At 34.4% G+C, this 26,399-nt stretch carries 26 protein-coding genes and 1 other annotated feature; of the genes, 1 reads left to right on the top strand and 25 read right to left on the bottom strand.

All coding sequences use genetic code 11. The features are described 5' to 3' along the window. Positions 1 to 7 precede the first annotated feature (7 nt). From G540_RS0104985 to prmA, 10 genes are all read right to left on the bottom strand, one after another. Positions 8 to 1,894 (bottom strand): ABC-F family ATP-binding cassette domain-containing protein, encoded by a 1,887-nt coding sequence (locus G540_RS0104985; RefSeq protein WP_027107177.1) that lies wholly within the window; start codon positions 1,892 to 1,894, stop codon positions 8 to 10. 42 nt (positions 1,895 to 1,936) lie between these two features. After that, complete coding sequence (locus tag G540_RS0104980; protein ID WP_027107176.1) at positions 1,937 to 3,145, bottom strand: CCA tRNA nucleotidyltransferase; 1,209 nt, start codon at positions 3,143 to 3,145, stop codon at positions 1,937 to 1,939. A gap of 45 nt (positions 3,146 to 3,190) precedes the next feature. After that, a complete protein-coding gene (locus G540_RS0104975) occupies positions 3,191 to 4,018 on the bottom strand; it encodes a hypothetical protein (protein ID WP_027107175.1) in 828 nt (275 codons plus the stop codon). A gap of 26 nt (positions 4,019 to 4,044) precedes the next feature. After that, on the bottom strand, positions 4,045 to 4,893 hold the full coding sequence (locus tag G540_RS0104970) for a YitT family protein (RefSeq protein WP_051188990.1): 849 nt from the start codon (positions 4,891 to 4,893) through the stop codon (positions 4,045 to 4,047). Between the two features lie 235 nt (positions 4,894 to 5,128). Then, the gene (locus G540_RS0104965; protein ID WP_027107173.1) at positions 5,129 to 6,100 is read right to left on the bottom strand and encodes an alpha/beta hydrolase; all 972 of its coding nucleotides are present in this window, start codon (positions 6,098 to 6,100) and stop codon (positions 5,129 to 5,131) included. Between the two features lie 17 nt (positions 6,101 to 6,117). Further along, on the bottom strand, positions 6,118 to 6,564 hold the full coding sequence (dtd, locus tag G540_RS0104960; RefSeq protein WP_027107172.1) for a D-aminoacyl-tRNA deacylase: 447 nt from the start codon (positions 6,562 to 6,564) through the stop codon (positions 6,118 to 6,120). Between the two features lie 15 nt (positions 6,565 to 6,579). Next, positions 6,580 to 8,796 (bottom strand): RelA/SpoT family protein, encoded by a 2,217-nt coding sequence (locus G540_RS0104955; protein WP_027107171.1) that lies wholly within the window; start codon positions 8,794 to 8,796, stop codon positions 6,580 to 6,582. A 120-nt stretch (positions 8,797 to 8,916) separates the two neighbouring features. Then, a complete protein-coding gene (locus G540_RS0104950) occupies positions 8,917 to 9,246 on the bottom strand; it encodes a hypothetical protein (protein WP_035463615.1) in 330 nt (109 codons plus the stop codon). Between the two features lie 126 nt (positions 9,247 to 9,372). Beyond that, positions 9,373 to 10,152 carry an RsmE family RNA methyltransferase gene (locus tag G540_RS0104945; RefSeq protein ID WP_027107169.1) on the bottom strand — a complete coding sequence of 260 codons (780 nt, stop codon included), beginning with the start codon at positions 10,150 to 10,152 and terminating at the stop codon, positions 9,373 to 9,375. Positions 10,153 to 10,155: 3 nt separating this feature from the next. Next, on the bottom strand, positions 10,156 to 11,034 hold the full coding sequence (gene prmA / locus G540_RS0104940; protein WP_027107168.1) for a 50S ribosomal protein L11 methyltransferase: 879 nt from the start codon (positions 11,032 to 11,034) through the stop codon (positions 10,156 to 10,158). Between the two features lie 176 nt (positions 11,035 to 11,210). On the opposite strand from prmA, the gene G540_RS0104935 reads away from it, so the two are divergent. Continuing rightward, positions 11,211 to 12,170 (top strand): nucleoside hydrolase, encoded by a 960-nt coding sequence (locus tag G540_RS0104935; RefSeq protein ID WP_027107167.1) that lies wholly within the window; start codon positions 11,211 to 11,213, stop codon positions 12,168 to 12,170. Between the two features lie 461 nt (positions 12,171 to 12,631). On the opposite strand, the gene greA is transcribed toward G540_RS0104935, so the two are convergent. The 15 genes from greA to G540_RS07100 form a co-directional block, all read right to left on the bottom strand. Further along, positions 12,632 to 13,108 (bottom strand): transcription elongation factor GreA, encoded by a 477-nt coding sequence (gene greA, locus G540_RS0104930; protein WP_027107166.1) that lies wholly within the window; start codon positions 13,106 to 13,108, stop codon positions 12,632 to 12,634. Between the two features lie 100 nt (positions 13,109 to 13,208). Beyond that, positions 13,209 to 13,871, bottom strand: coding sequence for a uridine kinase (udk, locus tag G540_RS0104925; RefSeq protein ID WP_027107165.1), 663 nt, complete (start codon positions 13,869 to 13,871; stop codon positions 13,209 to 13,211). A gap of 159 nt (positions 13,872 to 14,030) precedes the next feature. Continuing rightward, entirely contained in the window at positions 14,031 to 15,122 is a 1,092-nt protein-coding gene (mltG, locus tag G540_RS0104920; RefSeq protein ID WP_027107164.1) for an endolytic transglycosylase MltG, read from the bottom strand. A 152-nt stretch (positions 15,123 to 15,274) separates the two neighbouring features. After that, positions 15,275 to 17,689, bottom strand: coding sequence for a phenylalanine--tRNA ligase subunit beta (gene pheT, locus G540_RS0104915; RefSeq protein WP_027107163.1), 2,415 nt, complete (start codon positions 17,687 to 17,689; stop codon positions 15,275 to 15,277). 7 nt (positions 17,690 to 17,696) lie between these two features. Further along, positions 17,697 to 18,743 (bottom strand): phenylalanine--tRNA ligase subunit alpha, encoded by a 1,047-nt coding sequence (gene pheS, locus G540_RS0104910; RefSeq protein ID WP_027107162.1) that lies wholly within the window; start codon positions 18,741 to 18,743, stop codon positions 17,697 to 17,699. Positions 18,744 to 18,791: 48 nt separating this feature from the next. Continuing rightward, positions 18,792 to 19,024: a binding site (T-box leader), on the bottom strand. Between the two features lie 141 nt (positions 19,025 to 19,165). After that, entirely contained in the window at positions 19,166 to 19,498 is a 333-nt protein-coding gene (locus G540_RS0104905; protein WP_027107161.1) for a winged helix-turn-helix transcriptional regulator, read from the bottom strand. Between the two features lie 170 nt (positions 19,499 to 19,668). Then, positions 19,669 to 20,169, bottom strand: coding sequence for an HD domain-containing protein (locus G540_RS0104900; protein ID WP_027107160.1), 501 nt, complete (start codon positions 20,167 to 20,169; stop codon positions 19,669 to 19,671). Between the two features lie 126 nt (positions 20,170 to 20,295). Then, positions 20,296 to 21,063 carry a TrmH family RNA methyltransferase gene (locus G540_RS0104895; protein WP_027107159.1) on the bottom strand — a complete coding sequence of 256 codons (768 nt, stop codon included), beginning with the start codon at positions 21,061 to 21,063 and terminating at the stop codon, positions 20,296 to 20,298. Positions 21,064 to 21,084: 21 nt separating this feature from the next. Continuing rightward, positions 21,085 to 22,113, bottom strand: coding sequence for an FUSC family protein (locus G540_RS0104890; RefSeq protein WP_152973848.1), 1,029 nt, complete (start codon positions 22,111 to 22,113; stop codon positions 21,085 to 21,087). A gap of 143 nt (positions 22,114 to 22,256) precedes the next feature. Beyond that, positions 22,257 to 22,583, bottom strand: a complete 327-nt coding sequence (locus tag G540_RS0104885) for a hypothetical protein (protein ID WP_027107157.1) — start codon at positions 22,581 to 22,583, stop codon at positions 22,257 to 22,259. Between the two features lie 167 nt (positions 22,584 to 22,750). Next, complete coding sequence (gene tsf / locus G540_RS0104880; RefSeq protein ID WP_027107156.1) at positions 22,751 to 23,629, bottom strand: translation elongation factor Ts; 879 nt, start codon at positions 23,627 to 23,629, stop codon at positions 22,751 to 22,753. A 107-nt stretch (positions 23,630 to 23,736) separates the two neighbouring features. Beyond that, complete coding sequence (gene rpsB / locus G540_RS0104875) at positions 23,737 to 24,528, bottom strand: 30S ribosomal protein S2 (RefSeq protein ID WP_027107155.1); 792 nt, start codon at positions 24,526 to 24,528, stop codon at positions 23,737 to 23,739. Between the two features lie 168 nt (positions 24,529 to 24,696). Then, positions 24,697 to 25,689, bottom strand: a complete 993-nt coding sequence (locus G540_RS0104870) for a D-2-hydroxyacid dehydrogenase (RefSeq protein ID WP_027107154.1) — start codon at positions 25,687 to 25,689, stop codon at positions 24,697 to 24,699. Positions 25,690 to 25,713: 24 nt separating this feature from the next. After that, on the bottom strand, positions 25,714 to 25,992 hold the full coding sequence (locus G540_RS0104865; RefSeq protein WP_027107153.1) for a GIY-YIG nuclease family protein: 279 nt from the start codon (positions 25,990 to 25,992) through the stop codon (positions 25,714 to 25,716). Then, positions 25,982 to 26,371 (bottom strand): tRNA1(Val) (adenine(37)-N6)-methyltransferase, encoded by a 390-nt coding sequence (locus tag G540_RS07100; protein WP_191975848.1) that lies wholly within the window; start codon positions 26,369 to 26,371, stop codon positions 25,982 to 25,984. The genes G540_RS0104865 and G540_RS07100 overlap by 11 nt, the downstream gene beginning before the upstream one ends. Positions 26,372 to 26,399: the final 28 nt, after the last annotated feature.

The raw sequence follows: 26,399 nt of genomic DNA, 5'->3' as shown, positions 1-26,399 counted from the left end.
TTATTGTTTATTGTTCATACTGACTTAATTCCATCCAACGCAACATATTTTCTTCGATAACTTCATTCAAATCATCGATTTCTTGTTGCAAGGAAGCAAGTTGTAAATAATCTTCACCTGCCACTTGATTCATTTGAGCTTGTAAATCATCTTTTTTAGTTTCCCATTTTTCAATTTTAGCTTCTAAATCAGCAAATTCCATTTTTTCAGCATAAGTTAATTTAGTTTTTGCTTTTGGTTCAGCTGCAGTTTGCTTTTCGACAGCTTTCACTTTAGTTTTTTGGGAATGTTGTTTATTTTGTGCTTTTTGTAAATACTCAGTAAAGACTCCGTGATAATTTTCGATTTTGGCATCACCTTGGAAAATCAATAATTTATCAGCGACTTTATCTAAGAAATAGCGATCGTGTGAGACCGTAATAACTGTCCCGTTAAAAGTTTCAAGATAATCTTCTAAAACAGTTAACGTACTAATATCTAAATCATTTGTTGGTTCATCTAATAATAAAACATTAGGACGTTCCATTAATAATTTCAATAAGTATAATCGCCGTTTTTCGCCACCTGATAACTTACGAATTAAAGTTCCATGCATAAATCTTGGGAACAAGAATTGTTCTAATAATTGTGTCGTACTAATTCTTTCACCATCACGATTAACAACATTTTCGCCCACTTCATTTAAGTAGTTAATTAAACGTTTATCATCCGGAATTTCTTCCATTTGTTGCCGATAATAAGCAATTTTAACCGTTTCACCAGTAATTAATTCACCTTGATCAAGAGGCAATTCATCCGCTAACATATTCAAAAAGCTCGACTTACCAGCACCATTCACACCAGTAATCCCAATACGATCATGAGCTTGAACTAATAAATTAAAATCACGAATAATTTGATGTTGTTCTAATGCTAATGAACCGTCTCGGACTTCTAAAACTTTTTTCCCTAAACGTTGTTGACCTAAATTAATATCAACGTCTTCATCAACTTGCACCTTATTTAAATTACTTTCTAAATCGTTAAATTTATTAATCCGTGCTTGTTGTTTCGTTGTGCGGGCTTTAGCACCCGTTCTCATCCAGGCTAATTCTTTTTTATATAGCTGTTGTTGCTTATGTTCTGCGACTAATTCGCGTTCGACACGTTCAGCTTTTTGTTGGACAAAATCTTGATAATTTCCTTGATAAGTATATAAATCACCAAATGACAATTCCATAATCCGAGTTGCAATTTGATCTAAGAAATAACGATCATGAGTTACAACTAATAAGGCCCCACGATATTGTTTTAAATAATCTTCTAACCAAGCGATTGAATCATAATCTAAATGGTTCGTAGGTTCATCTAAAATCAATAAATCGGGTTCTTGGACTAAAACTTGTGCTAAACCAACACGTTTTTTCTGTCCACCAGATAAATTTTTAATTTTTTGCGATAAATCTTGAATTTTTAATTGCGTTAAAATTGTTTTAACATCACTATCAGCTGTCCAAGCATCCTCTTGATTCATTTGATTTTCAGCAGCGATATATCTTTTTTCGAGCTTAGGATCGGCTGGATTAGCGCTATAAGCTGCGACTGCTTCTTCATAATTACGAATTGTTTGAAAAACGGGACCTGCCCCTTCAAAAACGGCTTCCATAATTGTTTTTTCATCATCTAATTGGGGATGTTGCTGCAAATAACTAATTCGATAATCATTGGAACTAATTAATTCGCCGGAATCAGCTGGATCTAAGCCACTTAAAGCATTTAAAAGTGTTGTTTTACCTGAACCATTCGTTCCAATTAACCCAATGCGATCACGTTCATTAATTAAGAAATTCAAGTTCTTAAATAAAGTTTTTTCACCATAGGTTTTCGTTAAATTTTCAATACGTAAAGTTTCCATTAACTTACCTTACTTTCTCAAATCAAATTTCCAGTTGAAAATCTAATTCATATAATATTCTGCTGCTTTTTGTAACAAAAGCGCTTGTTCATTAGCGATTTGACCATAGATAACTTCTTCTTCTAAACGATGTAAGACTTCACCCATTTTCGCACTTGGTTTCACATTTAATTCTTTCATTAAAAGCCCACCATTAATTTGAAGTTCTTTCATATTCTTAATTGGTAAAGCTTGGTATTGTGCTTTAATTTCTGTTTCAGCTTGCCCTTGTTGCCATAAGTTAGCAATTTCGTTCGCAATCACTAATAAGTTTTCACCCGTTTGATAACAGATTTTCGCATCTAAAGTGCCAGCTAAAAGCGCTTGTAAGGCCTTTTGCACTTGTAATGTTTGATTAATAATTTCATTGGATACTTTCCAACTCTTCAAGAATTTACGCGTTTGTGTTTGATCTAATTCAAAAAGATAAACCAACACGGACCACGCAGCAACTTCGTTTGATAAATGTAAATCTTCTACGGCTAATAATTGTTGTAATTTAGTTTGTTGATCTTGAAATCCCGGACAATAATTAGCTAAATCAGTTGCTAAAAAGCTAGCCAGCCCTTTTTTAACCGCTTTTCCAAGTAATAATTTAATCCATTCGACATGAATTCTTTCGACAGAAATCTTTTCTAATAAATACGCATTTTCTTGGATAGCTTGTTGCGTTTTTTCTTCAATTTCAAAATCTAATTGACTCGCAAAACGAACTGTCCGCATCATACGTAAAGCATCTTCATAATAACGTTCATTCGGATCACCAACAGCACGAATGATTTGTTGCTCTAAATCAGCTAATCCATCAAAGAGATCAACGATTTGACCACTTGTATCCATGGCCAAGGCATTAATTGTTAAATCACGTCGTTTGAGATCTTCTTTTAAAGAACGGACAAATTCGACATGATCTGGTCGCCGGAAATCTTGGTAAGTTGATTCAGTCCGAAATGTCGTAATTTCATAACCTTCACCATGTTCAATGACCATCACTGTCCCATGTTCAATCCCTGTATCGACAGTTTTTTTGAAAATGGCTTTAATTTCTGCCGGGTAAGCACTAGTCGCAATATCAACATCATGAATCGGTAATCCTAAAATCGTATCACGAACACTACCTCCGACAAAATATGCTTCATAGCCCGCAGCATTAATCCGTTCTAAAATCGGTGCTGCCGCTTCGAATTCGGTTGGGAGTTGTTCTAATTTCATACACTTATCTCCTTTTAACTAATCATAACACAACAGTTATAGTAACTACTTACTATAACTGTTGTTACTTTGCCGATAATAATTTAAAGACTTTTCATCTAAACGTAACTTTTGCATTAAAGCTTGATCAGTTAACGTTTGATGTGTCTGTAAATAATAACGGACACTATTTTGATACAAGTCACGTGGAATTAATTTTAAGTCACACTGTGCTTGATCTTTCTTTAAAAATTTATGCAAGCCGGCTAATGTTAAATTAGGTTCTGCTAAATTAATTCTTTTCTTCAAAAATAAATCAGAACTGGCTTGTAAATTTTGCAAAGGTGCTAAGGCCTTTTGATATTCTTTTAAAAACTGAGCTTCCTGTTCAGTCCATGTTTCTCGTTCTAACACACGATAAAAATCTGGTTGTAAAAATTCAGATATCGTATAAAAATGACTCGTTAACAATAAAACCATCCGCGTATAATAAGATAATTGTTCATCAGCTAAATATTGCTGACAATTCTCCGTCCAATCAAACGGAATTTGTGAACTGGTCGTTCTTTTCAGACCTTTTAGTTTTAAAGTTGGTAAACTAGTCGATAAATTATTAATAAATAAAAAATTAAAATACGTATTTAAATGTGTTAACACTTTATTATACGTTGTATTTTTTATTTTGCGTTCAACTTGCAACATATTTAAATAAGCTTTAATATCTGTTTCTTGTAATTGTGATAATTCCGGTGAAATTTGATATTGATAATTAAAATGACGTAAATAATTAAATAAGTCAGCCACATCATGACAAGTATCACGAATAGTAATACTTTCTAAATATTTATCTTCCAAATCTTTCACAAAACGTTTTTTATACGGAAAATCATGCATAACTTTTCAAAACTCCTTTGAGCAGGTTAAGCTTTTTTGAATATTTTTTTCTTTTTCTTTTTCGTATCATATGTGAAACCTGAACCGAGTACTTCATTCACATCCGAAATGGAAACAAAAGCATTTTTATCATATTGATCAATTAAACGTTTTAAAGTTGTAATTTCGCTTGGATCCATAATACAGTAAATAACTTTCTTATCCTTGTGTGAGAAAGCCCCTTCAGCATGTAAATAACTCACACCACGGACTAAATCATGCATAATCGCATCAGCAATCGCTTCATGTTCATCACTAATAATAATGACACCTTTCGCTGAATAACCGGCATCTTGAATAATGTTAACCATATTTGCGAACACATATGAAGCTAATAATGTATATAACATTTGACGTAAATCCATATATGATAATGATAAAGCTAAAACCACAACATCCATCATCAATAATGATTTACCCATCGGAATTCCTTTTTTCTTTTCGAGAATCCGCGCAATAATATCAGTCCCACCAGATGTTCCATCAAAACGATATAACATTCCGGCACCTAAACCACCAACTAAACCTGTTGAAAGTCCGGCAATAAAGAGATCATGATGAATTTCGATATTAATAGGAATTCGTTGCCAAAGCCAAATCCAAACTGAGACCATCACAGTTCCCCAGATAGTATAAAATAATGATTTTTTACCTAAATAGCGATATCCGATAATTAATAAAGGTACATTCAAAACCATTGTTGTGTACGCTGGATCAATATGTAACCAATAACGAACAATTAAGGCTAAACCAGCAACACCACTTGATGCTAAATTATTCGCCATATTAAACTTTACAATCCCAAATCCAAATAAGGCACAACTCAATGTAATCATTATTAAATCTAGAATTCGTACTTTTTCTTTTTTCAACAAACAATCCTCCTAAATGAGTTCAATAACTCATTTTTATCTTATTATAAAGAAATTCTTCTAAAAAAATCTTCTTTCGTTGATTAATATTATATAGTTTTTCGCAGTTTGATGCTAGACTTTTTCATAACTTGCCGCAAACAAAAAACTCGTATAAAAAGATAGTTTTTCATCTTTTTTATACGAGTTAATTCATATTTTAAATTGATTTTTTAGGTTGTAGATTAATTTTAATCCAATCAACCGCCACATTCATCGCTAAACGACAAGCGTTCGTTTTATCTAAACTATTTAAGATGACAAAATCATGAACGGTTCCTTGAAAACGAATTTGCGCCACATCAACACCATTATCACGCATTTTCCGTGCTAACGCTTCACCTTCATTGCGCACCACATCAGCTTCAGCCGTAATAATTAACGTTTCCGGTAATTGTTTAAAATGGTCTGCTGACATTAATAACGGTGAAAGTTCTGGGTTGTTACGTGCGTGCAAGCTGCCTTGATATTGACTCCAAGCGAACTTCATTTGTTCGCGCGTTAAGCCGTATCCTCCTGCAAACATATAATACGAATCCGTATCAAAATTCGCATTCACTACGGGACAAAATAAAACCATCTTATAAATTGAGGTTTGTTGTTTTGATGTTAATTGCTGAACTAAAGTTAAAGCAAAAGCACCCCCAACATCATCAGCTGACAAAACAATTCTTTTTAAATCAAATTGATATTTGTTCGCTAAATTGGGTAACTGATCAAAAACTTGTTTGATTTGTTGTTGCTGCACCGGTGCTTGATATTCCGGTGCTAAACTATACTCAGGAAAAACTAACGCCACACGTGATCTTTCACACAATTCACGGATGAATTTATCATAAATTTGAAAATCACCAGTTAAAAACTGACCACCATGAATATAAAATAACACGGGTAATTTTTCACCCTCTTTACAATCACTTGGATATAAGATTTTTACCGGAATTTCAACTTGATTAATTTCATCGAATAATGTTTCCGTCATAATTTGCACAGAATGGCGAAAGACTGGTTCTCGTTGCGCTAAAGCAAGACTTTCCCGTGCGGCTTGGATCCCAATCGTCGTCGGAATAAAAGTTCGCAAGCGACTTTGACAAAATTGTCGTGCTGCTGGTTCTAAAGAAATGAGTTCCATCTGCCGTTCCTCATTTCTTATTTATCGTTAGTATCAAAAACAATTGTCACCGGACCATCATTCACTAACGCTACTTCCATATGCGCACCGAATTCACCCGTTTCAACCGTAAAACCTTGAGCTGCGAGTTTTTGATTAAATTCATCGTAATTTAAAGTTGCTTGTGCTGGATTTTGAGCTTTCACGAAACTTGGACGATTCCCTTTTCGCGTATCAGCATACAAAGTAAATTGAGAAATTGATAAAATTTCTCCCTCAACTTGAGCTAAACTTAAATTCATCTTACCAGCTTGATCTTCAAAAACACGTAAGCCGCTAATTTTTCGCACGAGATAATCAATATCTTCACTTGTATCGCCTTCTGTAAATCCAACTAATAACAGATATCCTTTTTGAATTTCTCCAACAACTTTTTCTTCAATTGTGACACTTGCTTGTTTAACTTTTTGTAAGACAACGCGCATCTTAACAACTCCTCCCTAATGGATCATTCGTTTAACTACATAAACATCAGGCACACGTTTAATACTATCAATTACATATTGTAAATGTTGTGTATCACGAATCCCGACTTTAGTATCGAAAACAGCCACTTTTTCATGACCGATACGACCATTCACGTAATTCAAATGTTTTGTTGCATTATTAATTGCTTGTAAAACATCATTTAATAAACCTGGTCGATTGTAACCTTCAATTTGTAAATCAGCATCATAAAAGACTCTTTCATCTGGAATTAAGTTCCAAGAAACTTTCACTAGACGTTGATCGGTATCATTTTTCACATTCGGACAATCAACACGGTGAATCGAAACACCACGTCCTTTTGTAATATAACCGACAATTTCATCGCCCGGAATTGGATTACAACAATGACTGAGACGAACTAACATATTGTCAATGCCTTCGATTAAGACACCTTCATTTTGTTTGGCTTTCTTTTCTTTGTCGACTTCTTTCACATAACCTGTTTCGCTTTCAAGGAGTTCTTTTTCAACTTGCAGATTACGATCTTTTTGTTCTTGAATTCGAATATCTTGCGTTAAAATATTCATAATATTCAATGGTGTTACTTCACCAAAACCAAGCGCCGCATATAAATCGTCATTATCATTGAAACTATATTTTTCAAAAATTGGCGCCATTTTATCGGGCTTCATCAAGTCTTTAGCAGGATAACCACCTTCAACTAAAGCTTTATACAACATATCATGCCCTTTAGCGATATTTTCCACGCGATCTTGTTGTTTGAAGAAACGTTTAATCTTGTTACGCGCTTTTTTCGTGCGGACTAATTTTAACCAATCACGACTTGGACCGGTAGAATTTGGTGCTGTTAAAATTTCAACAATATCACCATTTTCAATTTCATAGTTTAAAGGTACAATTTTGCCATTAACTTTTGCGCCTGTTGTATGATGACCAATTTTCGTATGAATAGAATAAGCCATATCTAACGGACCTGAGCCTTGTGGCAATTCAAAAACATCGCCTTTTGGTGTAAAGACATACACACGATCACTAAACAAATCACCTTTAACACTATCCATAAAGTCAGAGGCATCAGTTGATTCATCTTGTAATTCAATAATTTCTTTGAATAAGTTTAATTTTTCACCAGTATCAGAAATCGTTACTCCAGTTGTCACACCTTCTTTATAAGCCCAGTGTGCGGCAATCCCGAATTCAGCAACACGATGCATTTCTTCAGTTCGAATTTGAACTTCGAAAGGTTGCCCTTGTGGACCGACCACTGTAGTATGCAGTGATTGATACATGTTAGCTTTTGGCATGGCAATATAATCTTTAAATCGACCTGGCATTGGTGTCCAACGCGTATGAATCGCACCTAAAACGGCATAACAATCTTTAATGGAATCAACAATCACCCGGACCGCTAACAAATCATAAATTTGATTGAATTGTTTATGTTGATCATGCATTTTCCGATAAATGGAATAAATATGTTTAGGTCGACCATAAATTTCACATTTTAAATTTAAAACAGAAATTGATTTTTGAATTTCAGAAATAGCTTCTTCGATATATTGCACCCGTTCTGTCCGTTTTGAATTCATTAAATGAACAATCCGGTAATATTGTTGTGGGTTTAAATAGCGTAAAGAAGTATCTTCTAATTCCCATTTAATCGTACTAATCCCTAAACGATCAGCTAAAGGAGCATAAATTTCTAAAGTTTCATTCGCAATCCGGCGTTGTTTATCCGGACGTAAATGTCCTAAAGTACGCATATTGTGCACCCGATCGGCTAATTTAACAATAATAACGCGTAAATCTTGGGACATGGCTAATAATAATTTACGGTGGTTTTCAGCTAATTGTTCTTGATGTGATTTATAACGGATTTTACTTAATTTAGTTACACCATCCACGATTACCATAACATCTTCGCCGAATAATTCGCCGATATCACCTAATGTCACGGGGGTATCTTCCACTACATCATGTAAAAATCCAGCACAGACGGTAGCAGGATCCATTTTTAAATCAGCTAAAATTCCGGCAACTTGAATCGGATGAATAATATAAGCTTCACCAGATTGACGGAATTGTTCTTTATGAACGTAATAAGCAAAATCGTAAGCTTTTTGAACAAGTGCCACATGTTCTTCGTTCATATATTCACTTACCATATTAATGACATCTTCGGCACTCCAGATTGTTTTTTTATTCATAAGCAATTCTCCTCGACTAGTTGTAATATGTATATAATAAAAGCACGTATGCTGATGTAAATTATCATATGCAAACGTGCTTCAATCTTTTTGTTCTATAAAAGTATTATCTTTAAATTGTTATTTTTTCGCTATTCCGTAAGCTAAGTATGTGAAAATAAGATATGCTACTACTAAGAATAAGGCATATTTTTCAAAGAAGAAATGCGCCCCAAGTGCATACAAAATTGGGAAAATTAATAGATATAAACCTGAATGATCTAATTTTCCAGCGACTAATCCTGATACAACCGCATAAATAGCATTAGCGGATACTAAAACGATTGCCATTGTCTTGATTTCATCTAAACCAATCATTGTACAAACAATTGGTAGGATAAAAGAAAATGTTGCGGCAAAGGCGATATACCATAATGTTCTTAAGATAATAATTGATTTACTACTTTGCATGAATTCCCTCACTCTTTAAGTTTAATATCCTTATTTTAACGCATTTTCTGGGATTTAGTCAATAAATAATAACCCTTTTACCCTAGTAGTTACACGTTATTTATCAGTTTTTTAAACTTCTTGAATTTAATCTTTTGGTGTTTGTTGTGCTAATTCTAAAGCATACATCGTTGTCGCTAAGAAAGCTAATGGTGCTGTTTCAGCCCGCATAATTCTTGGTCCTAAACCACATAAAGTAAAATCATTCGCTTCTAAGGTACTGATTTCTTGTGGTGAAATCCCACCTTCTGGACCAAACAAAGCAATCATTTGTTGTGGTGGCGTTTGTTTTCCTTGTAAATGACTTAACACTTGCACTAAATTGCTAACTTCACCGGCTTTGGCTGATTCTTCATAAGCTACCACACGGGCTTGATACGCTGATACATCTAAATCCGCTAATTTTTTTACATATTTAACATCGGGAACAACTACGCGATGCGATTGTTCCGCTGCACTTAAAGCTTTTTTATTGAGTCGTTCTAATTTTTTAATTTGTTTTTTCTCATCCCATTTACCTTGCGAATAATCACTTGTAAAAAAGATAAAATGAGTGGCACCTAATTCCGTACCTTTTTCAACAATCAAATCTGTTTTTTTATCGCTTTTAGGTAAACCACAAGCAATTGTCACTTCGACTGGTAGTTCGACTTGATGCGTGAAAATTTCTGTTACTTGGGCTTGGGCAGATTTTTTCGTTACAGCTGTTAAAGTCATAATATTAACTTGTTGATCTTGCGTCACTAATTCAAATTCTGAACCTTCCCGCATGCGCATCACCGTAATCGCGTGTTTATATAAATCAGCTGGTAAAGTAATTGTTTGCTTTAATTGCAAAGTCTGCTCATCACTAAAATATCGTTGCATTGTTTAATCCTCCTGTGCTAATTCAGCGACAATCCCATACCAGTCACCTGCACGTAATAATTCTAAAACTTGATAATTATTTTCATTTAATACGGAAACAATTTGATCTTTTTTCTCATTAATAATACCTGATAAAATCAATTTCCCACCTTGATTTAAACGAGTAGTTGTTTGGGGAATTAATGGCACTAAAAATTCCGGTAAAATATTAGCCACAATCACATCTACTTGGGCAGTAATACCATTTAATAAATCGTTAACCCCTAAAGTGATTTGATCTTGAACTTGGTTTAAAACAACATTTTCTTGGGCTGCTTGAATTGCTTTTGCATCAATATCATAAGCTGCAATCGTCTTTGCACCTAATTTAGCAGCTGCAATACTTAACACTCCTGAACCAGTTCCGACATCAAGCATGCTTTCTCCACCACGTAAAGTCATTTCTAAAGCGTGTAAACTTAATTGTGTTGTTAAATGCTGCCCCGTTCCAAAAGAACGTTGCGGATTTAAATAAAGCACTTTTTCATCAGGTTGTGCTGGTTGATATTCTTCCCAACTTGGGACAATCGTCAAATAACGACTAATCCGAATTGGTTGATAATATTTTTCCCAAACATCCGTCCATGTATCTGCTTGATTTTCTTTTAATAAAATTTGCCCTTTTCCAATAGCTAAACCAAATTGGGTTAAATTTTGAATTTCTTGTTGCATTGCTGGGACTTCAGCTTGTACGGCAAAATCAGCAGGGAAATAAGTTAAAATTTCAACATCTGCTGTTTCATCTTTAATCTGAACACCTTGTGCCCCATGTTCCATTAAAATATTAGAAACAGCTTCTACTGCTTCATTCGTTGTTACAACGACTAATTCTGTCCATTCCATTTCGTTCACTCCGATAATCTTCTATTTAAAAACAATTTTACATGATGCAGGTCAAGCTAAGCAATGGAAATCACTAGTTATTTTCAAGAAAGCCGTTACATTTTTTAGAAAATGGTGGTAGAATAGGGTTGTAAATCTTATACATTAAAATATTTAATTATTAAGGAGTTGATTTCATGGCCAAGTACAAAATGATCTTGGACCTTGACACAGGTATTGATGACGCTTTAGCAATCGCTTACGCACTTGCAACACCTGAATGTGATTTAATTGGTATCGTTGGTTCTTACGGGAACGTTTTAATGGAAGACGGTGTCCAAAATAGTTTAAACCTTTTAGAAATGTTAGGACATCCTGAAGTTCCTGTTTTCCCAGGTTTACCTCATTCATCTACAACTGATAGTTTTGCTGTACTTCCAATTAGTGCACAAATCCACGGTCAAAATGGTGTCGGTGAAGTTGAAATTAAAAAAGCTAACCGTAAAGCAGAAGCAACATCTGGTGTTGATTTCTTCATTGAAGCTGCTCACGAATATGGTCAAGATTTAATTATCGTGCCAACAGGTCCGTTAACAAACTTAGCTGCTGCGATTAAAAAAGACCCAGAAATCGTTGAATTAATCGGTAATGTAACACTTATGGGTGGTGCTTTAACAGTTCCTGGTAACGTTTCACCTGTCACAGAAGCTAATATTAGCCAAGATCCAGAAGCTGCTAATGAAGTTTTCCGTAGCAACCTTAACTTAACAATGATCGGTTTAGATGTTACAACAAGAACTTTATTAACAACTACAGAAACACAACAATGGCGTAACTTAGATACAGTTGCTGGTAAAGCATATGCTGATTTAACAGATTACTATATCGACGCTTACAAAGTAACAAGCCCTCACCTTGGTGGTTGTGCTTTACACGATCCATTAGCTGTTGCAGCTGCAGTTCAACCTCGTTTAGTAGAAACAATTGAACTTAACATGAAAGTTGATACACAAGCTCCATTTGCTGGTCGGACAATCGGTGACGAAACACGTGTCAATGTCCCTGCCTTGCATACAAAAGCAGCTGTTCAAGTTGATAAAGATCGCTTTGTTGCTGACTTTATGGAAAAATTAACATCATTATTTGCTAAAAACTAAAAAGTGAGGATTAGTCTATGTTGAGTATTATCGGAATTGCCCTTTATGGCATCTGGTTATTATTGATCATCTTAAAATATAATAAAATGCCTAAAAATCGCAATTTCTCGTATAAAACAACTTTATTCGGCGATTTATTATGGTATAAAAACTTACGGAATATTTTATTAATTATCGCAAGTTTTACCCTACTTTTTTTCGCTAATTTAAAAACGTTTTACTTACTTTTACTCATCACAACATTATTACTTCTCTATCTCAGCATCCGGAATTTCCGCTTTAAAATCGGACTCCCTGGTGTCAGCCTAATCATTTGTGTGGTTAGTTTATTAACGAGTATCGGAAGTGCTTATCTTCTTTTTAAAATGTAAAAGCAAACAAAAACCGCTACACAGCTTTTGTGTAGCGGTTTTTTATATGCAATAAAAAAACTAGCCTGTATCAGACTAGTTCAAAATTAATTATTTAACTTCTGTAATTTTAACTTGCATTGATCCACCTGGTGTATCAATTGTAACTTCTTCACCTAATTTGTGGCCTAATAAACCAACTGCAATTGGAGAATCGTTAGAAATTTTACCAGAGAATGGATCAGCTTCTGTTGCACCAACGATTGTATATGTTTCTGGTTCTTCGTCAGGTAATTCAACAAATGTTACTGTCCGACCAACAGCGATTTCATCACTAGCAACACTATCACTATCAATAATTTCTACGTGGTGTAAAATGTTTTCGATTTCTTTAATTCGACCTTCAACGAAAGCTTGTTCATTTTTAGCTGATTCATATTCAGAGTTTTCAGATAAATCACCAAAAGAACGCGCAATTTTGATACGTTCAATAACTTCTGTTCTCTTCGTTGTACGTAATTCTTCTAATTCAGCTTCAAGGTTAGCTTTACCTTCTAATGTCATTGGAAATGTTTGTTCTTGATCCATGTTTAAGTCTCCTTATATATATAATCACAAAAGTAATTATAGCATAATTTAAATGTTTAAAAACAGCCTGAGCTCTTAACTCAAGACTGTTTTTATCAGATTAATCTTCGTTTGTAAATTCTTGGTTATTACGGATAATGTCACGAACTTTAGTTACTAAAATATCAATCGCAACTTGGTTTTCGCCGCCTTCTGGAACAATAATATCAGCATAGCGTTTTGTTGGTTCGATAAATTGGTGATACATTGGTTTAACTGTTGATGTGTATTGTGTAATAACAGATTCCAATGAGCGACCACGTTCTTCCATATCACGTTGGATACGACGAAGCAAACGAATATCATCATCTGTATCAACGAAAATCTTAATATCCATTAAATCACGCACACGTGGGTCATTTAAAACTAAGATCCCTTCAACAATGATAACTTCTCTTGGTTCTTCTAAAACAACTTGTTGACTACGTGTATGTTCTACATAATCATAAACTGGTTTTTCGATTGTTTTCCATTCTAATAAATCTTGTAATTGTTCAATTAATAAATCTGTATCAAAAGCATCTGGATGATCGTAGTTAGCTTTAACTCGTTCTTCCATTGGTAAATGATCTTGGTTCTTGTAGTAGGAATCCTCTTCTACCATTAATAATGAATGGCCATCTAAAGCTTCAAACATTGCGCGGCTAACTGTTGTTTTACCACTACCAGATCCACCTGTAACTCCAATAATAATTGGACGACGTTTTGCGTTATTTTCTGACATTAAAAATTGCTCCTTATATATTCTGAATTTTTCACAATATGATATCTAATTTATTCTAGCAACAATAGCCCTTAATATCAATAGCCTTACACCTTTTTTAAATTTATTTAACCTAAAAAAACAAGCAACTCTTTTAAAAAATTGCTTGTTTTTGTTTAATTAATCGTTATATTTTGATAATTTTTGAGTTAATTCTTGATGTTGAGCAAATGTTTTTGAGTAATATACTTTACCCGTCTTAATATTAGCGATGAAATAAATATATTTCTTATCACGATCCATTGGGTTCAACACCGCTTTAATTGCTTTTAAGCCTGGATTATCAATTGGTCCTGGACCATATCCACGATGAATATATAAGTTATATGGTGAATCGACTTTTAAATCGGCATAACTTAACTGATCTTGCGGTTTATTAAGCGCATAATGGACAGTAACATCTGATTGTAATGGCATCCCAATTTCCACTCTATTTAAGAAAACGCCGGCAATTTTACGTGCATCATCTTTATGAGATCCACCTTCATATTGCACAATAGAAGCTAACGCCATTAAATCTTGCACTTTCCAGCCTTGTTTAGCAATTTCAGCATAATAAGGTTTTAATTCAGTATTAGTTTTCGCAACCATTTCTTTAATCAATTCTTGTAATGTTTCTTTACGATAGAAATGATATGTTGCCGGGAATAAATACCCTTCTAAACGATAACGCACATTTGTCGCTTGCATCGCAGAACCTAATAATTGCGGATATTTTTGTGCTAATTCATTAATTAAATGTTCATCTTGCACAGCATTTAAGAATTCTTGTGATGTATATTTCGTTTTAACTTCAATTTCTTTCGCAACCTGAAGAATAGACGATCCTTCATACACAACAATCTTCTTACCAATTAAAGAATGTGGTGAGCCACCTTTAGTTAGTTTTTGTGTAATTGTAACTAAATCCATCGCTGGTGAAAACATATAATAACCTGCTTTTAACTCATTAATATGATGTGTTTTTAAATATACTTTAAAAGCAAATTCATTTTTAATAATTTTTTTATCAACGAGTAAATTGCCAATTTCTTGACTTGAACTATTATATGGAACATTAATTTCAATTTCTTTTTTTGAATTAGGATTCAATGGTTTTTGTTGTACTTTTAAAAAGCCATACCCAACTCCTAAAATTACACCAGCTAAAACAATAATTCCGATAATAATTGTAAGAATTTTCTTTTGCCCTGACTTATTTTCTTTTTCCAAAAAATGAGTCCTCCTCTTATTTATTCAATACCTCATGTCATTATACTAAAAAAACTAAAAGCTTGCATCTGATTGTAGTTTAATAATTTATTTAACTCCAATAAAAAAACCTCAGAAACATTAATTTCTGAGGTTTTTATGCTTTTTAATTCTTAACGAACTTCTGCGGCAAATTTTTCTTGTAAGTTTTTAATAACTTTTTCAACTGCTTTATTGATATCTTCATCAACAAGTGTTGCTTGCGCATTTCTAAAGACTAACTTGTAAGCTAATGATTTGAAGCCATCAGCAATCTTATCACCAGCATAAACGTCAAAGATTTCAACGTCAGCTAAGTAAGCACCACCATTAGCTTTAATACAATCAACAAGATCAGCATTAGTTACATCTTCAGCAACTAATAACGCAATATCACGTTTAACTTCTGGGAATTTAGAAACAGGAACATATTGTTCTTGTTTAGGTTTAACTGCAACCATCTTTTCTAAATCAAGTTCAAAGACATATGTTCTTTGTAAACGATATTCTTGCGCAATGTTTGGATGAATTTCACCAATGAAACCAATATATTCTTCACCTAAGAAGATATCAGCTGTACGACCCGGGTGCATTTCTGGATAAGCTTGACTAGCTTTAAATGAAATGCCCTTTTCTAAACCTAATTTGCTTAATAAATGTTCTACAACACCTTTAGCAATATAGAAATCAACTGGTTGTTTTGCATCATGCCAGTTTTCAGCTTTAAATAAACCAGTCATCGCACCAGCCACATGTTCTACTTCACGTGGACGATCTTCGCCAGCTTTTTTGTAAAAGACTTTACCTTGTTCATACATCGCAATGTTTTCAACTTTGCGCGCTGTATTATAAGCTAAATCATCTAATAAACCACTGATTAAGTTTGAACGTAATGTTGTTCTTTCAGAAGTCATTGGGAAGACTAATTCAGTTGTTTCGGTTGGTTCCATCAAGAAACGTTGTGCTTTTTCTGCACTAACTAAAGAATATGAAATAGCTTGTGATAAACCAGCAGCTTCTAATAATTCACGGGCAGAACGTACCATCATTTGTAAGTCTGTATAGTGTCCTGGTGTCATTTCAGCAACTGGTAATGTTGTTGGTAAATTATCATAACCATAGAGACGAGCCACTTCTTCTAATAAATCAGCGGCAATCTTGATATCCCAACGACGAGGTGGAACTGTCACAGTGAATTCACCATCTGTTTGTACCACACCAAAGCCTAAGTCAATAAAGATTTTTTCAACAGTAGCTGCATCAAAATCTGTTCCTAAAACATCATTAATGCGTTTTAAAGTTACTTTAACAATTGTATCTTCTGGTTCTTTGAAAGTAGCTTGTGCCATTTCAGCCACAACTTGACCACCACTTAATTCAGCAATTAAAGCAGCAGCGGCATCGATTGCTTCTTTAACAGTTGCAATATTAATACCTCTTTCAAAACGAGCTGAAGATTCACTGTGTAAGACTTCACGGCGAGCAGTTTTACGAACTAAACTGGAATTGAAAACAGCAGCTTCTAATAAGATAGTTGTTGTTTGATCATCAACTTCTGTACTTTGTCCGCCCATCACACCAGCTAAAGCGATTGGACCATTAGCGTCTGCAATAACCATATCTGTTGGTTCTAATTCACGTTCTTCACCATCAAGTGTAATTAATTTTTCACCTTCTTGAGCTAAACGAACGAAAATTTCTTTACCTGCTAATTTTGCGTAGTCAAAGGCATGTAATGGTTGACCATAATCTAATAAGATATAGTTTGTAACGTCAACCACATTGTTTACTGGACGAATACCTGCATTCCATAAGCGGTTTTGTAACCACATTGGACTTGGGGCAATTTTAACATCTTTAATAGCACGCATTAAATATGTTGGTGCTAATGTTTCGTCAGCTGTAACATCAACGAAATCAGCAATTTTTTCATCACTCATATCTTTTAATTCAGGATGTGTTAATTTAACTTCACGACCATAGATGGCAGCAATTTCATGAGCAACGCCACGCATACTCATTAAATCAGCACGATTTGGAGTTAAATCTAATTCTAAAACTAATTCATCCATTCCTAAGTAGCCAAAGACTGGTTCGCCAGCAACTGCATCTTCCGGTAAAACATAAATACCATCAGCGAATTCTTTTGGAACTACGCTATCTGGGAATCCGATTTCTTGTAAACCGCAGATCATACCTTGTGATACGACACCACGCATTTTACCTTTTTTAATTTTAATGTTGTCAGCAATGCGGGAGTTAGGTAACGCCACAATAACTTTTTGATCTGCCGCCACGTTAGGAGCACCACACACAATTTGGAATGGTTCTGCTTCACCAACATCAACTTGGCAAATATGCAAGTGATCTGAATCAGGATGATCCACTACACTTAAAGTATGACCAACAACGATTTTTTTCATGCCATCTTCACGACGGCCAGCTGCATCGATTTCGACAGCTGTTCTTTCGATTTTTTCAGCAAGGACTTGTGGTTCAATGTCATTTACTGAAACATATTCATTTAACCATTTTGTTGAAACTTTCATATTTTAATTATCCTTTCTGAGAAAATTGTTGTAAGACACGTAAATCGTTCAAGTAGAAATTACGGATATCATCGACACCATATTTCAACATCGCAAAACGATCAGGTCCTAAACCAAAGGCAAATCCTCCGTAAACTTCTGGATCTACGCCTACAAGACGTAAGACGTTTGGATGCACCATACCAGCACCTAAAACTTCAATCCAACCTGTTTGTTTACATACGGAACAACCTTTCCCACTACATTTGAAACAAGAAACATCAACTTCACATGATGGTTCTGTAAATGGGAAGTAACTTGGGCGTAAACGAATTTCACGTTCTTCACCAAAGACCGTCTTCGCTACTAATTCCAAAGTACCTTTCAAGTCAGCCATTGTAATATGTTTATCAATAACTAAACCTTCAACTTGGTGGAATTGGTGGGAGTGAGTTGCATCATCGCTATCACGACGATAAACTTTCCCTGGAGAAATCATCTTCAAAGGACCTTTTGAAAAATCATGTTTTTCCATTGTCCGTGCTTGAACTGGAGATGTTTGTGTTCTCATTAATAATTGTTTTGTAATGTAAAATGTATCTTGCATATCACGAGCTGGGTGATCTTTTGGCAAGTTTAACATTTCAAAGTTATAGTGATCTTCTTCAACTTCAGGTCCATCAACAACTTGGAATCCCATGCTTAAGAATAATTTTTCAATTTGATCAATAACTTGCGCAATGATATGTGGTTGTCCAGATTTAACTGGTACCCCCGGTAATGTAATATCAATTGTTTCCGCAGCTAATTGTTGTGCTAAAGCTGCTTTTTCTAATTCTTCTTTCTTTGCGGCAATCGCAGCTGTTAATTCATCACGAATAACATTAGCGAAACTCCCAATAATTGGACGTTCTGCTGGTTCTACGTTACGCATACCACGTAAAACTTCGGTAATTGGACCTTTCTTACCTAAAAAGTTAACACGGATATCATTAAGTGCTTTCAGATCTTGAACTTCGGCAATTTGAGTTAAACCTTGTTCTTTTAATTCTGTAAGTTGTTCTTTAAGACTCATAGAATCCTTCCTTTCTTTATTAAAACGCAAAAAATGCCCCATCCCTTAAAAAGGGACGAGGCATCGCGGTACCACCCTAATTTTATTTAGTGATGTACACTAAATAACACTCTAAGTTTGTTAACGATCATACTGACCGGTCCACTATTCATTATGATAATCATAAATCCCAGCGACAACTCAAGAAGTGAATTTCAATTATCTCTAGTTAGAACGTTCTCAATCTCGTCGTTCCTCCCTGTAACTTTTAATAATCTACTTTTTTCCGTCTGCGTTTTTAATTATTATTTCATATTTTAACATATTTTGACCCAGAGTGCAAAAGTGGTTCCCAGCAAAAAAGACACTCAACAAACCTCGTTAAATGCCTTTTTACAAAACTTAATGAAATATATAATTGAATAATTGCTGTTTAAAAATTCTTAGTTATGGCACTCAGCGTACCATTTTTCAGACCAATCATGAATGGCTGTCATAATATCTGCTAAATCAGCACCTTGTTCTGTTAAAGCATATTCAACACGACAACTATCAGGTACGGCCACTTTTTGAACAAGACCTTCAACTTCAAGTTCTTTTAAACGTTCAACTAAAACACGATCACTACATTTGTCAACTTTAGCAGCTAACTCTTTGAAGCGTTGTTGGCCTTCAGTTAATAATACATCAATAATAAGACCATTCCATTTTTTACCTAAGATACTAAATGTTTTTTCAAACTTAGGACACATACAAAATGAACGACTATCTGGCATTTTTCTTCACCTCGAATATCTCAATTTCCCCTTACATCGATTTGAAATTAGTTTAAATATAATTTCAAATGTAACACTTTAATTTTACACTAATTATCTTTTTTTCAAACCATTACTAACTTTTCCATCCAAAAGAAAAAAGATCAGTTATTATCCTGATCTTTAAGTCTTTAACGTGCTGTTTTAAATGTTTTATTCCAAAATGTAGTAAATTTTTCTTTTAAGTGGCCACAATATTCTGTTACGGCTGCATATTTATCAACTAAAGTTACAATATAACCTTCTGCATATTTTGGTGGGCATAATGTTGCACCCCACATATGTTTGATAATAATATCTTTTTCTAATTTACTTAATTTAGTAATTTTTTCAGCATTTCGAACTGAAATTCGTGGATGAATCCAAGCGTGTGTACCGCGGTCGAATTTCGTTGTTCGCCAATCATAATAAAATAAATCATGTAAAAGACCAGCACGTGCTACAGAACGTGCGTTTAAATGAAATCTTTTCGCAATTCGATAACTAACATAAGAAACTGTGATGCAATGTTCTAAACGTGTTGCATAATGATGTTGAATATAATTATCTAATTTTTGTACTTCTTGTGTTGCAAGTAATTCACCAACATAACTCATATATTCTGAATCATTTGACCATTGGTTTCTTCTCATTGATTTAGTTCCCTCGCTTTTTTTGACCGTCCGTTTTTTAACTTGGTCTAATCATACTCCTTTTAAACGCATTTGTAACCTTTTCGGCTTAAAAAAAGTCTTTTTTAAATGAATTTAAACTTTTCTTTACTTTTTCAAAGTAAACATTAAAATTCCCGCTGCCACAGCCACATTTAATGATTCTGCTTCACCTTGAATTGGAATATATAAATTCTTCGTTGTTTCAGCTAAATGTTGTGCTTGCATTCCATTGCCTTCATTACCCATAATCAAGGCAAATTGTTCTGCTTGTGGGACTGCTTGATATGAAACAGCTTCTGGATTCAACTCTGAACCATAAACTGGATCACCTTGTTTTTTGAATTGCGCAATCCAAGGCATTAATTCACCTGAACGAACTTCTAAATGAAAGTGACTCCCTTGCATTGAACGTAATACTTTTGCTTGATAAATATCGGCTGAACCAGTCCCAAAGACAACGCCCGTAAAACCAGCCGCATCAGCTGTGCGTACCATCGTACCAATATTGCCAGGATCTTGTACACCATCTAATAACAACCAGGCACCGGTTAATTCTGTGGGAATTTGTGTAGTTGCAGGCGTTGTTTTAATAGTCGCAAAAATCCCTTGTGGACTTGGTGTTGCACTTAAATTTTTAGCAATTTGTTCTGTAATTTCATATAATTCAACATTTTGTAATTGATATAATTCTTCATAATCTTGATAATCAGGTGTAAACATAATTTCCAAAACTTCAACATTAGCTTTTAACGCTTCTTTAACTAAATGCCAACCATCTAATAAATATTTTTCTTGTGTTTTACGACCTTTTTTCGTATTTAATTTTTTCCAATTTTTAACTTTTGGATTACTAACTGATTGTATAACTTGCATAATATACCCCTTTAAATAATTTTACTGCTTTTTCCGTTCAGCAACCGCTAAACCATATTCCATAATTGCCACTAAAATTAAAGCAATTAAAGACCCAACGACCGTATCAACTAAACGATACCGGCCTAAATCATGATATTGAAACTTCGCTGTTAAACTCGTTAACATATAAGCTTGTGGTGTCGCAAAAAAGTTCGCAATCATATAATTCTTTTTAGAAAAATAAATTACTAAAGCAAACAACACACTTAAGACAATTGTCTTACCTAAGATACTCATTGGCACCCGTAAAAGAATTGAACCTAAAATAGCACCCACAACACTTCCGAGAATCCGATCAAACGAACGCTCTTTAATACGCATAACATTTTCACCAGATAAAACAGCTGCGGAAGAAATCAAAATCCAATAACCATGTTCTGATTTTAATAAAATTGATAAATATGCTGAAATGAATAAAATTTCCGAAAAGTGAATCGCCCGTAAAATTGTCCGTGGTTCATCTTGAATAGTACAACGATAACATTCCGCTAAACGCAATTTAAACCGGTTCTGACCCTTTTTATAATTAGGGAACCCACGAACCAAACAAACTAAGAAAGCCATCAATAACGCGCTAAAAATACCGACTAAGAGGTATTTACTTAAGTTCAGCGCTTCTATCCAACTATCGGTTTTAAAATTCGTCCCAATAATATAAAAAACCATCACGAAAAAGTATTTTGGCCGTGGTATATCATAAATACTCGTAACTAAGTGTAATATAAACGCAAAGATTAAAATTACAAACGGAATAATCCAAACATTATAGGAACTATTGATCCCCGCATAAAAAGCTATCACGAGCGCAATCCCATGTAATGCCACCATTTCTAAATTATAAATAACACTTTTATCAATTTGAAAAATATGAAAAGAAAAAGCTCCTAAGACCCCTAAGGATTGAATATCAAAATTATTTGTATAATAACCAATCACAATTGGTATTAACATTGTAAACCAAGCACCAATCGGCTTTAAAAACTGATAATCTTTTTCTTTAACGTGCATCTTTTCACCCCACACATCATTTTTACGCCCTCTAAAGCTGCCTAAAACTATACAACATTCGCTTTTTAATTGTCAATTAACAACTTTTTCCTGGCGATACGAAAAAAGACTCGCTTCAAAAGCAAGCCTTCTTCGATCGATTCTTATTTAATTTCTTTTAATTCAACTTTGTTTTCTTCAGAATCTAAAACAACTTTACTAATGATTTTTTCTAAGTCTTCTTTTTCAAAACCTAATTCATTGTTTGTACCTTCAGAAACACTGAAAACACCTTTACGGTTATCGTTATAAACACTCTTATAAATTGTTCCTTTAACGTTAGGATCACGTTCTAATGAAACAGATTCAGTTACGATTAATTTACCTGTTGGTAATTTATCAAGTAAAACATTATAAACTGCTCCATTTTTCAAAAATTCACTAGCTTCTTGTGTTTCTTTATTATTTTTAATAATTACTAATTCTTGCATGATTTAATCCCCTTTAATTTTTTTCAACCCTATTACATACAATTATATAGTTTCAGTTTAATAAAGTCGATAGCTATTTCTGGTTTTTAATGGAATTCAAATCTCACCCCAAACAAAAAAAGCCTCCGCAAAATTACTTTTGTAGAGACTTTTTTCAAGAAAAAGTCTTAGCCTTTCATTTGAGCTGCAACTTCTTCAGCGAAGTTTTCTTCGCGTTTTTGCATACCTTCGCCAACTTCATAGCGAACGAATGATTTAACTTTGCAATCTTTAGATGCAACATATTTACCAACTGTCATATCTGGATCTTTGATGAAATCTTGATCATCTAAAACGATTTGTGCATAGAATTTACCCATACGACCGATAACCATTTTTTCGATGATGTTAGCTGGTTTGCCTTCGTTTTTAGCTTCTTCTGTTAAAACTGCTTTTTCACGTTCTACTTCTTCAGCAGGAACTTGTTCGCGGTTAACATATTTAGGGTTGATAGCAGCAACGTGCATTGCTACATCTTTAGCTACGGCAGCATCTGAACCTTCAAGTAAAGCAAGTGTTGCAATCTTACCACCCATGTGTAAGTATGCACCAAATACTTCGTCATCTGTTTTTTCAACGATTTCGAAACGACGTAAAGTAATCTTTTCACCGATAACTTGTGTTGCTTCGATATATTCTTCGTTTAATGTACCGTTTTCTGTTTTGATTTCTAATGCTTCTTCAACAGTTGCTGGTTTGTTTTCAGCAATTAATTTAGCAGTACGTTTTACTAAAGCTTTGAATTGATCGTTTTGTGCAACGAAGTCTGTTTCAGCGTTAACTTCAACGATAGCAGCAGTGTTACCTACTACTTCAACGTCAGCTAAACCTTCAGCAGCGATACGATCGCTCTTCTTAGCAGCTTTAGCCATTCCTTTTTCACGTAAGAAATCGATAGCTTTTTCGATGTCGCCTTCTACGGCTACTAAAGCTTTTTTAGCTTCCATCATACCGACACCTGTTTTGTCACGCAATTCTTTAACTTGTTTTGCAGCAATTTTTGCCATGGTAAACATGTCTCCTTTTAAATATAATTTATTTTTTAATTGAAAAAGCTGCCCCAAAACTAAGGCCATATATAATGCCTAACTTTTGAGACAGCCTAAGTAATTAACTATTCAGCATCTGTATCGTTGTTGCCTTCTACAACTTCAACGATATCTTCGATTGATTCAACTACTTCAACAACATCATTGAATGTTTCTTCAACGATTTCGTTATCTTCGCCTTGACGACCTTCGATAACTGCATCTGCCATTTTAGCTGTGATTAAACGAACAGCACGAATAGCATCATCATTTGATGGGATGATTACATCAACTTCATCAGGATCAGCGTTTGTATCAACCATTGCTACGATAGGAATGTTCAATTTTTGAGCTTCCTTAACAGCAATACGTTCTTTACGAGGATCAACGATGAACATTACATCTGGGATACGTGGCATGTCTTCAATCCCACCAAGGAATTTTTCAAGACGGTCACGTTCTTTGATTAAAATAGCAACTTCTTTTTTAGGTAATACTTCAAAAGTACCATCTTCAGCCATTGCTTTGATGTCTTTCAAACGTTTGATACGTTTTTGAATTGTGTTCCAGTTAGTTAAAGTACCACCTAACCAACGATGGTTAATGTAGTATTGACCAGCACGTTTTGCTTCTTCAGCGATAGCATCTTGTGCTTGTTTCTTTGTACCAACAAAAAGAACAACTCCATCATTTGAAGCAGCATCTTTAACAAAATCATATGCTTTATCAATTAACTTAACTGTTTTTTGTAAGTCAATGATATAAATGCCATTACGTTCTGTAAAGATATAAGGCTTCATCTTAGGGTTCCAACGACGTGTTTGGTGTCCGAAATGTACACCAGCTTCTAGTAATTGTTTCATGGTAATAACTGCCATTACAATATACCTCCGATAAATAGTTTTTTATTTTCCTCCTTTGCAGTCATCTGACAAAAGACTCTCCCGAGCACCCTTTTAATCATCTTGCAAAGTGTGAATTAGTGTTAATTTTTAACACTTCAATGATTATACTGGATTCTGAATAAAATTGCAATCACTTTTAGCTTAGTTTAAAACTAAAGTTTCCGCTGTCCCTGTTTCAATCACAGATAAAGCACTTGCTAACGCAATTTTAACCATATTCTCAACCGCAGTTTCTGTATAAAAGGCAATATGTGGTGTCATAATGATTTGCGGCATAGCTTTCATTTCAACAAATAATGGATCTTGCACCCCAGTTTGGCCTAAATCATAATTAAAAATTTGTAACTCATTTTCATACGTATCTAAAGCTGCCCCAGCGACTTTACCTTTTTTAACCGCATCTACTAAGGCTTGTGTATCAATCAAACTCCCTCGTGCAGTATTGATAATATACACACCATCTTTCATTTGCGCAAAAGTTTTTTCATTTAACATATGATAATTTTCTGGAGTAGCTGGTAAATGCAAAGTAATCACATCAGCTTGCTGATATAAATCGGCTAAATCGGATACATAAATCCCTTGTTGAGCTAAAGTTGGATTTTGATATGGATCATAAGCAATCACTTTCGCACCAAAACCGCGATAAATATCAATCGCTACTTGACCAATTCGTCCAGTTCCAATCACACCGATTGTTAAACTTCGAATTTCTTTCCCGATTAATGGTGTCCAGCGATAATCATCGCGCTCCATCCGAGCATTAAATTCCGCCGTCCGACGTAACAACTGTAAAAGTTGCGTAATAGAAAATTCTGCAATTGCATTTGGTGAATAGGCTGGCACATTAGTAATTGTAACGTGATGTTTCTTAGCAACATCTAAGTGAATATTATCCACCCCAACATTACGAATCGCCAAAACTTTAATGCCTGATTCTTCCATTTGTGCAAATAATTCATCGGGATATTGGTCAGCTTGTAAACCAATCACCGCATCAAAACCTTGAATTAACGCCACGTTTTCTGGAGTGATAATGTCTTTGTGTAACTCAACTTCAATCCCCGTTGCTTGTGACCAACTTGCAAAATAAGGTTGTTCTTCTTCACGAACTGCAAAAGCAATAAATTTCATCAGTATTAACTCCTTTAGTTGTAATTAATTAAATTTCACATTATGTTCTTGTAAATAAGCTTCTTTTTTGGCACGTGTTTGATGTTTAAAAGCATATTCAGCTTTTAAAGCTTCTGATTTAGTAGTAAATTCTTCTGAATAAATCATCTTCACGGGGCGTTTACTTTTAATGCGCGTATATTTCGCACCTTTGCCTTGATTATGCGTGGCTAAGCGTTTTTCTAAATCTGTCGTAAAACCACCGTAAAAAGTCTTATCGGCACATAATAAAACATAAAAATAATATTTCTTATCATTCTCCATAAATAATTGTATGCACCTCTTTAGTATATTCTCCATTTGCTTGATACACCGTTAATGGTGGTAAAAAGCGCGTTCCACCCGGATTACCATCACGAATCGCTTCTACTAACACCATATTAGCTTCTTTATCAGCTTTTGGATAGACTAATTGCACTCTTTTAGGTACTAAATGATTTTTCTCCATTTCAGCAAAAATTTCAATTAACCGTTCTGGTCGGTGAATCATAGCTAATTTTCCGCCACGTTTCAATAAAGCACTACTCATTTCAATAATTTGCGCTAAGTTCACTTTGATTTCATGGCGAGCAATTGCTAAATATGGATTCGGATTTTTTTCACTTGTTGGTTGATCCGCAAAATACGGTGGATTGATTGCCATTATATAATTGATACAAATAAACTAATGG

Origin of the sequence: Ligilactobacillus ceti DSM 22408 (assembly GCF_000423245.1) — a bacterium.
Taxonomy (GTDB): domain Bacteria; phylum Bacillota; class Bacilli; order Lactobacillales; family Lactobacillaceae; genus Ligilactobacillus; species Ligilactobacillus ceti.
The sequence above is the reverse complement of the archived record's forward strand: the minus strand, read 5'-3'. Positions and strand labels throughout refer to the sequence as shown.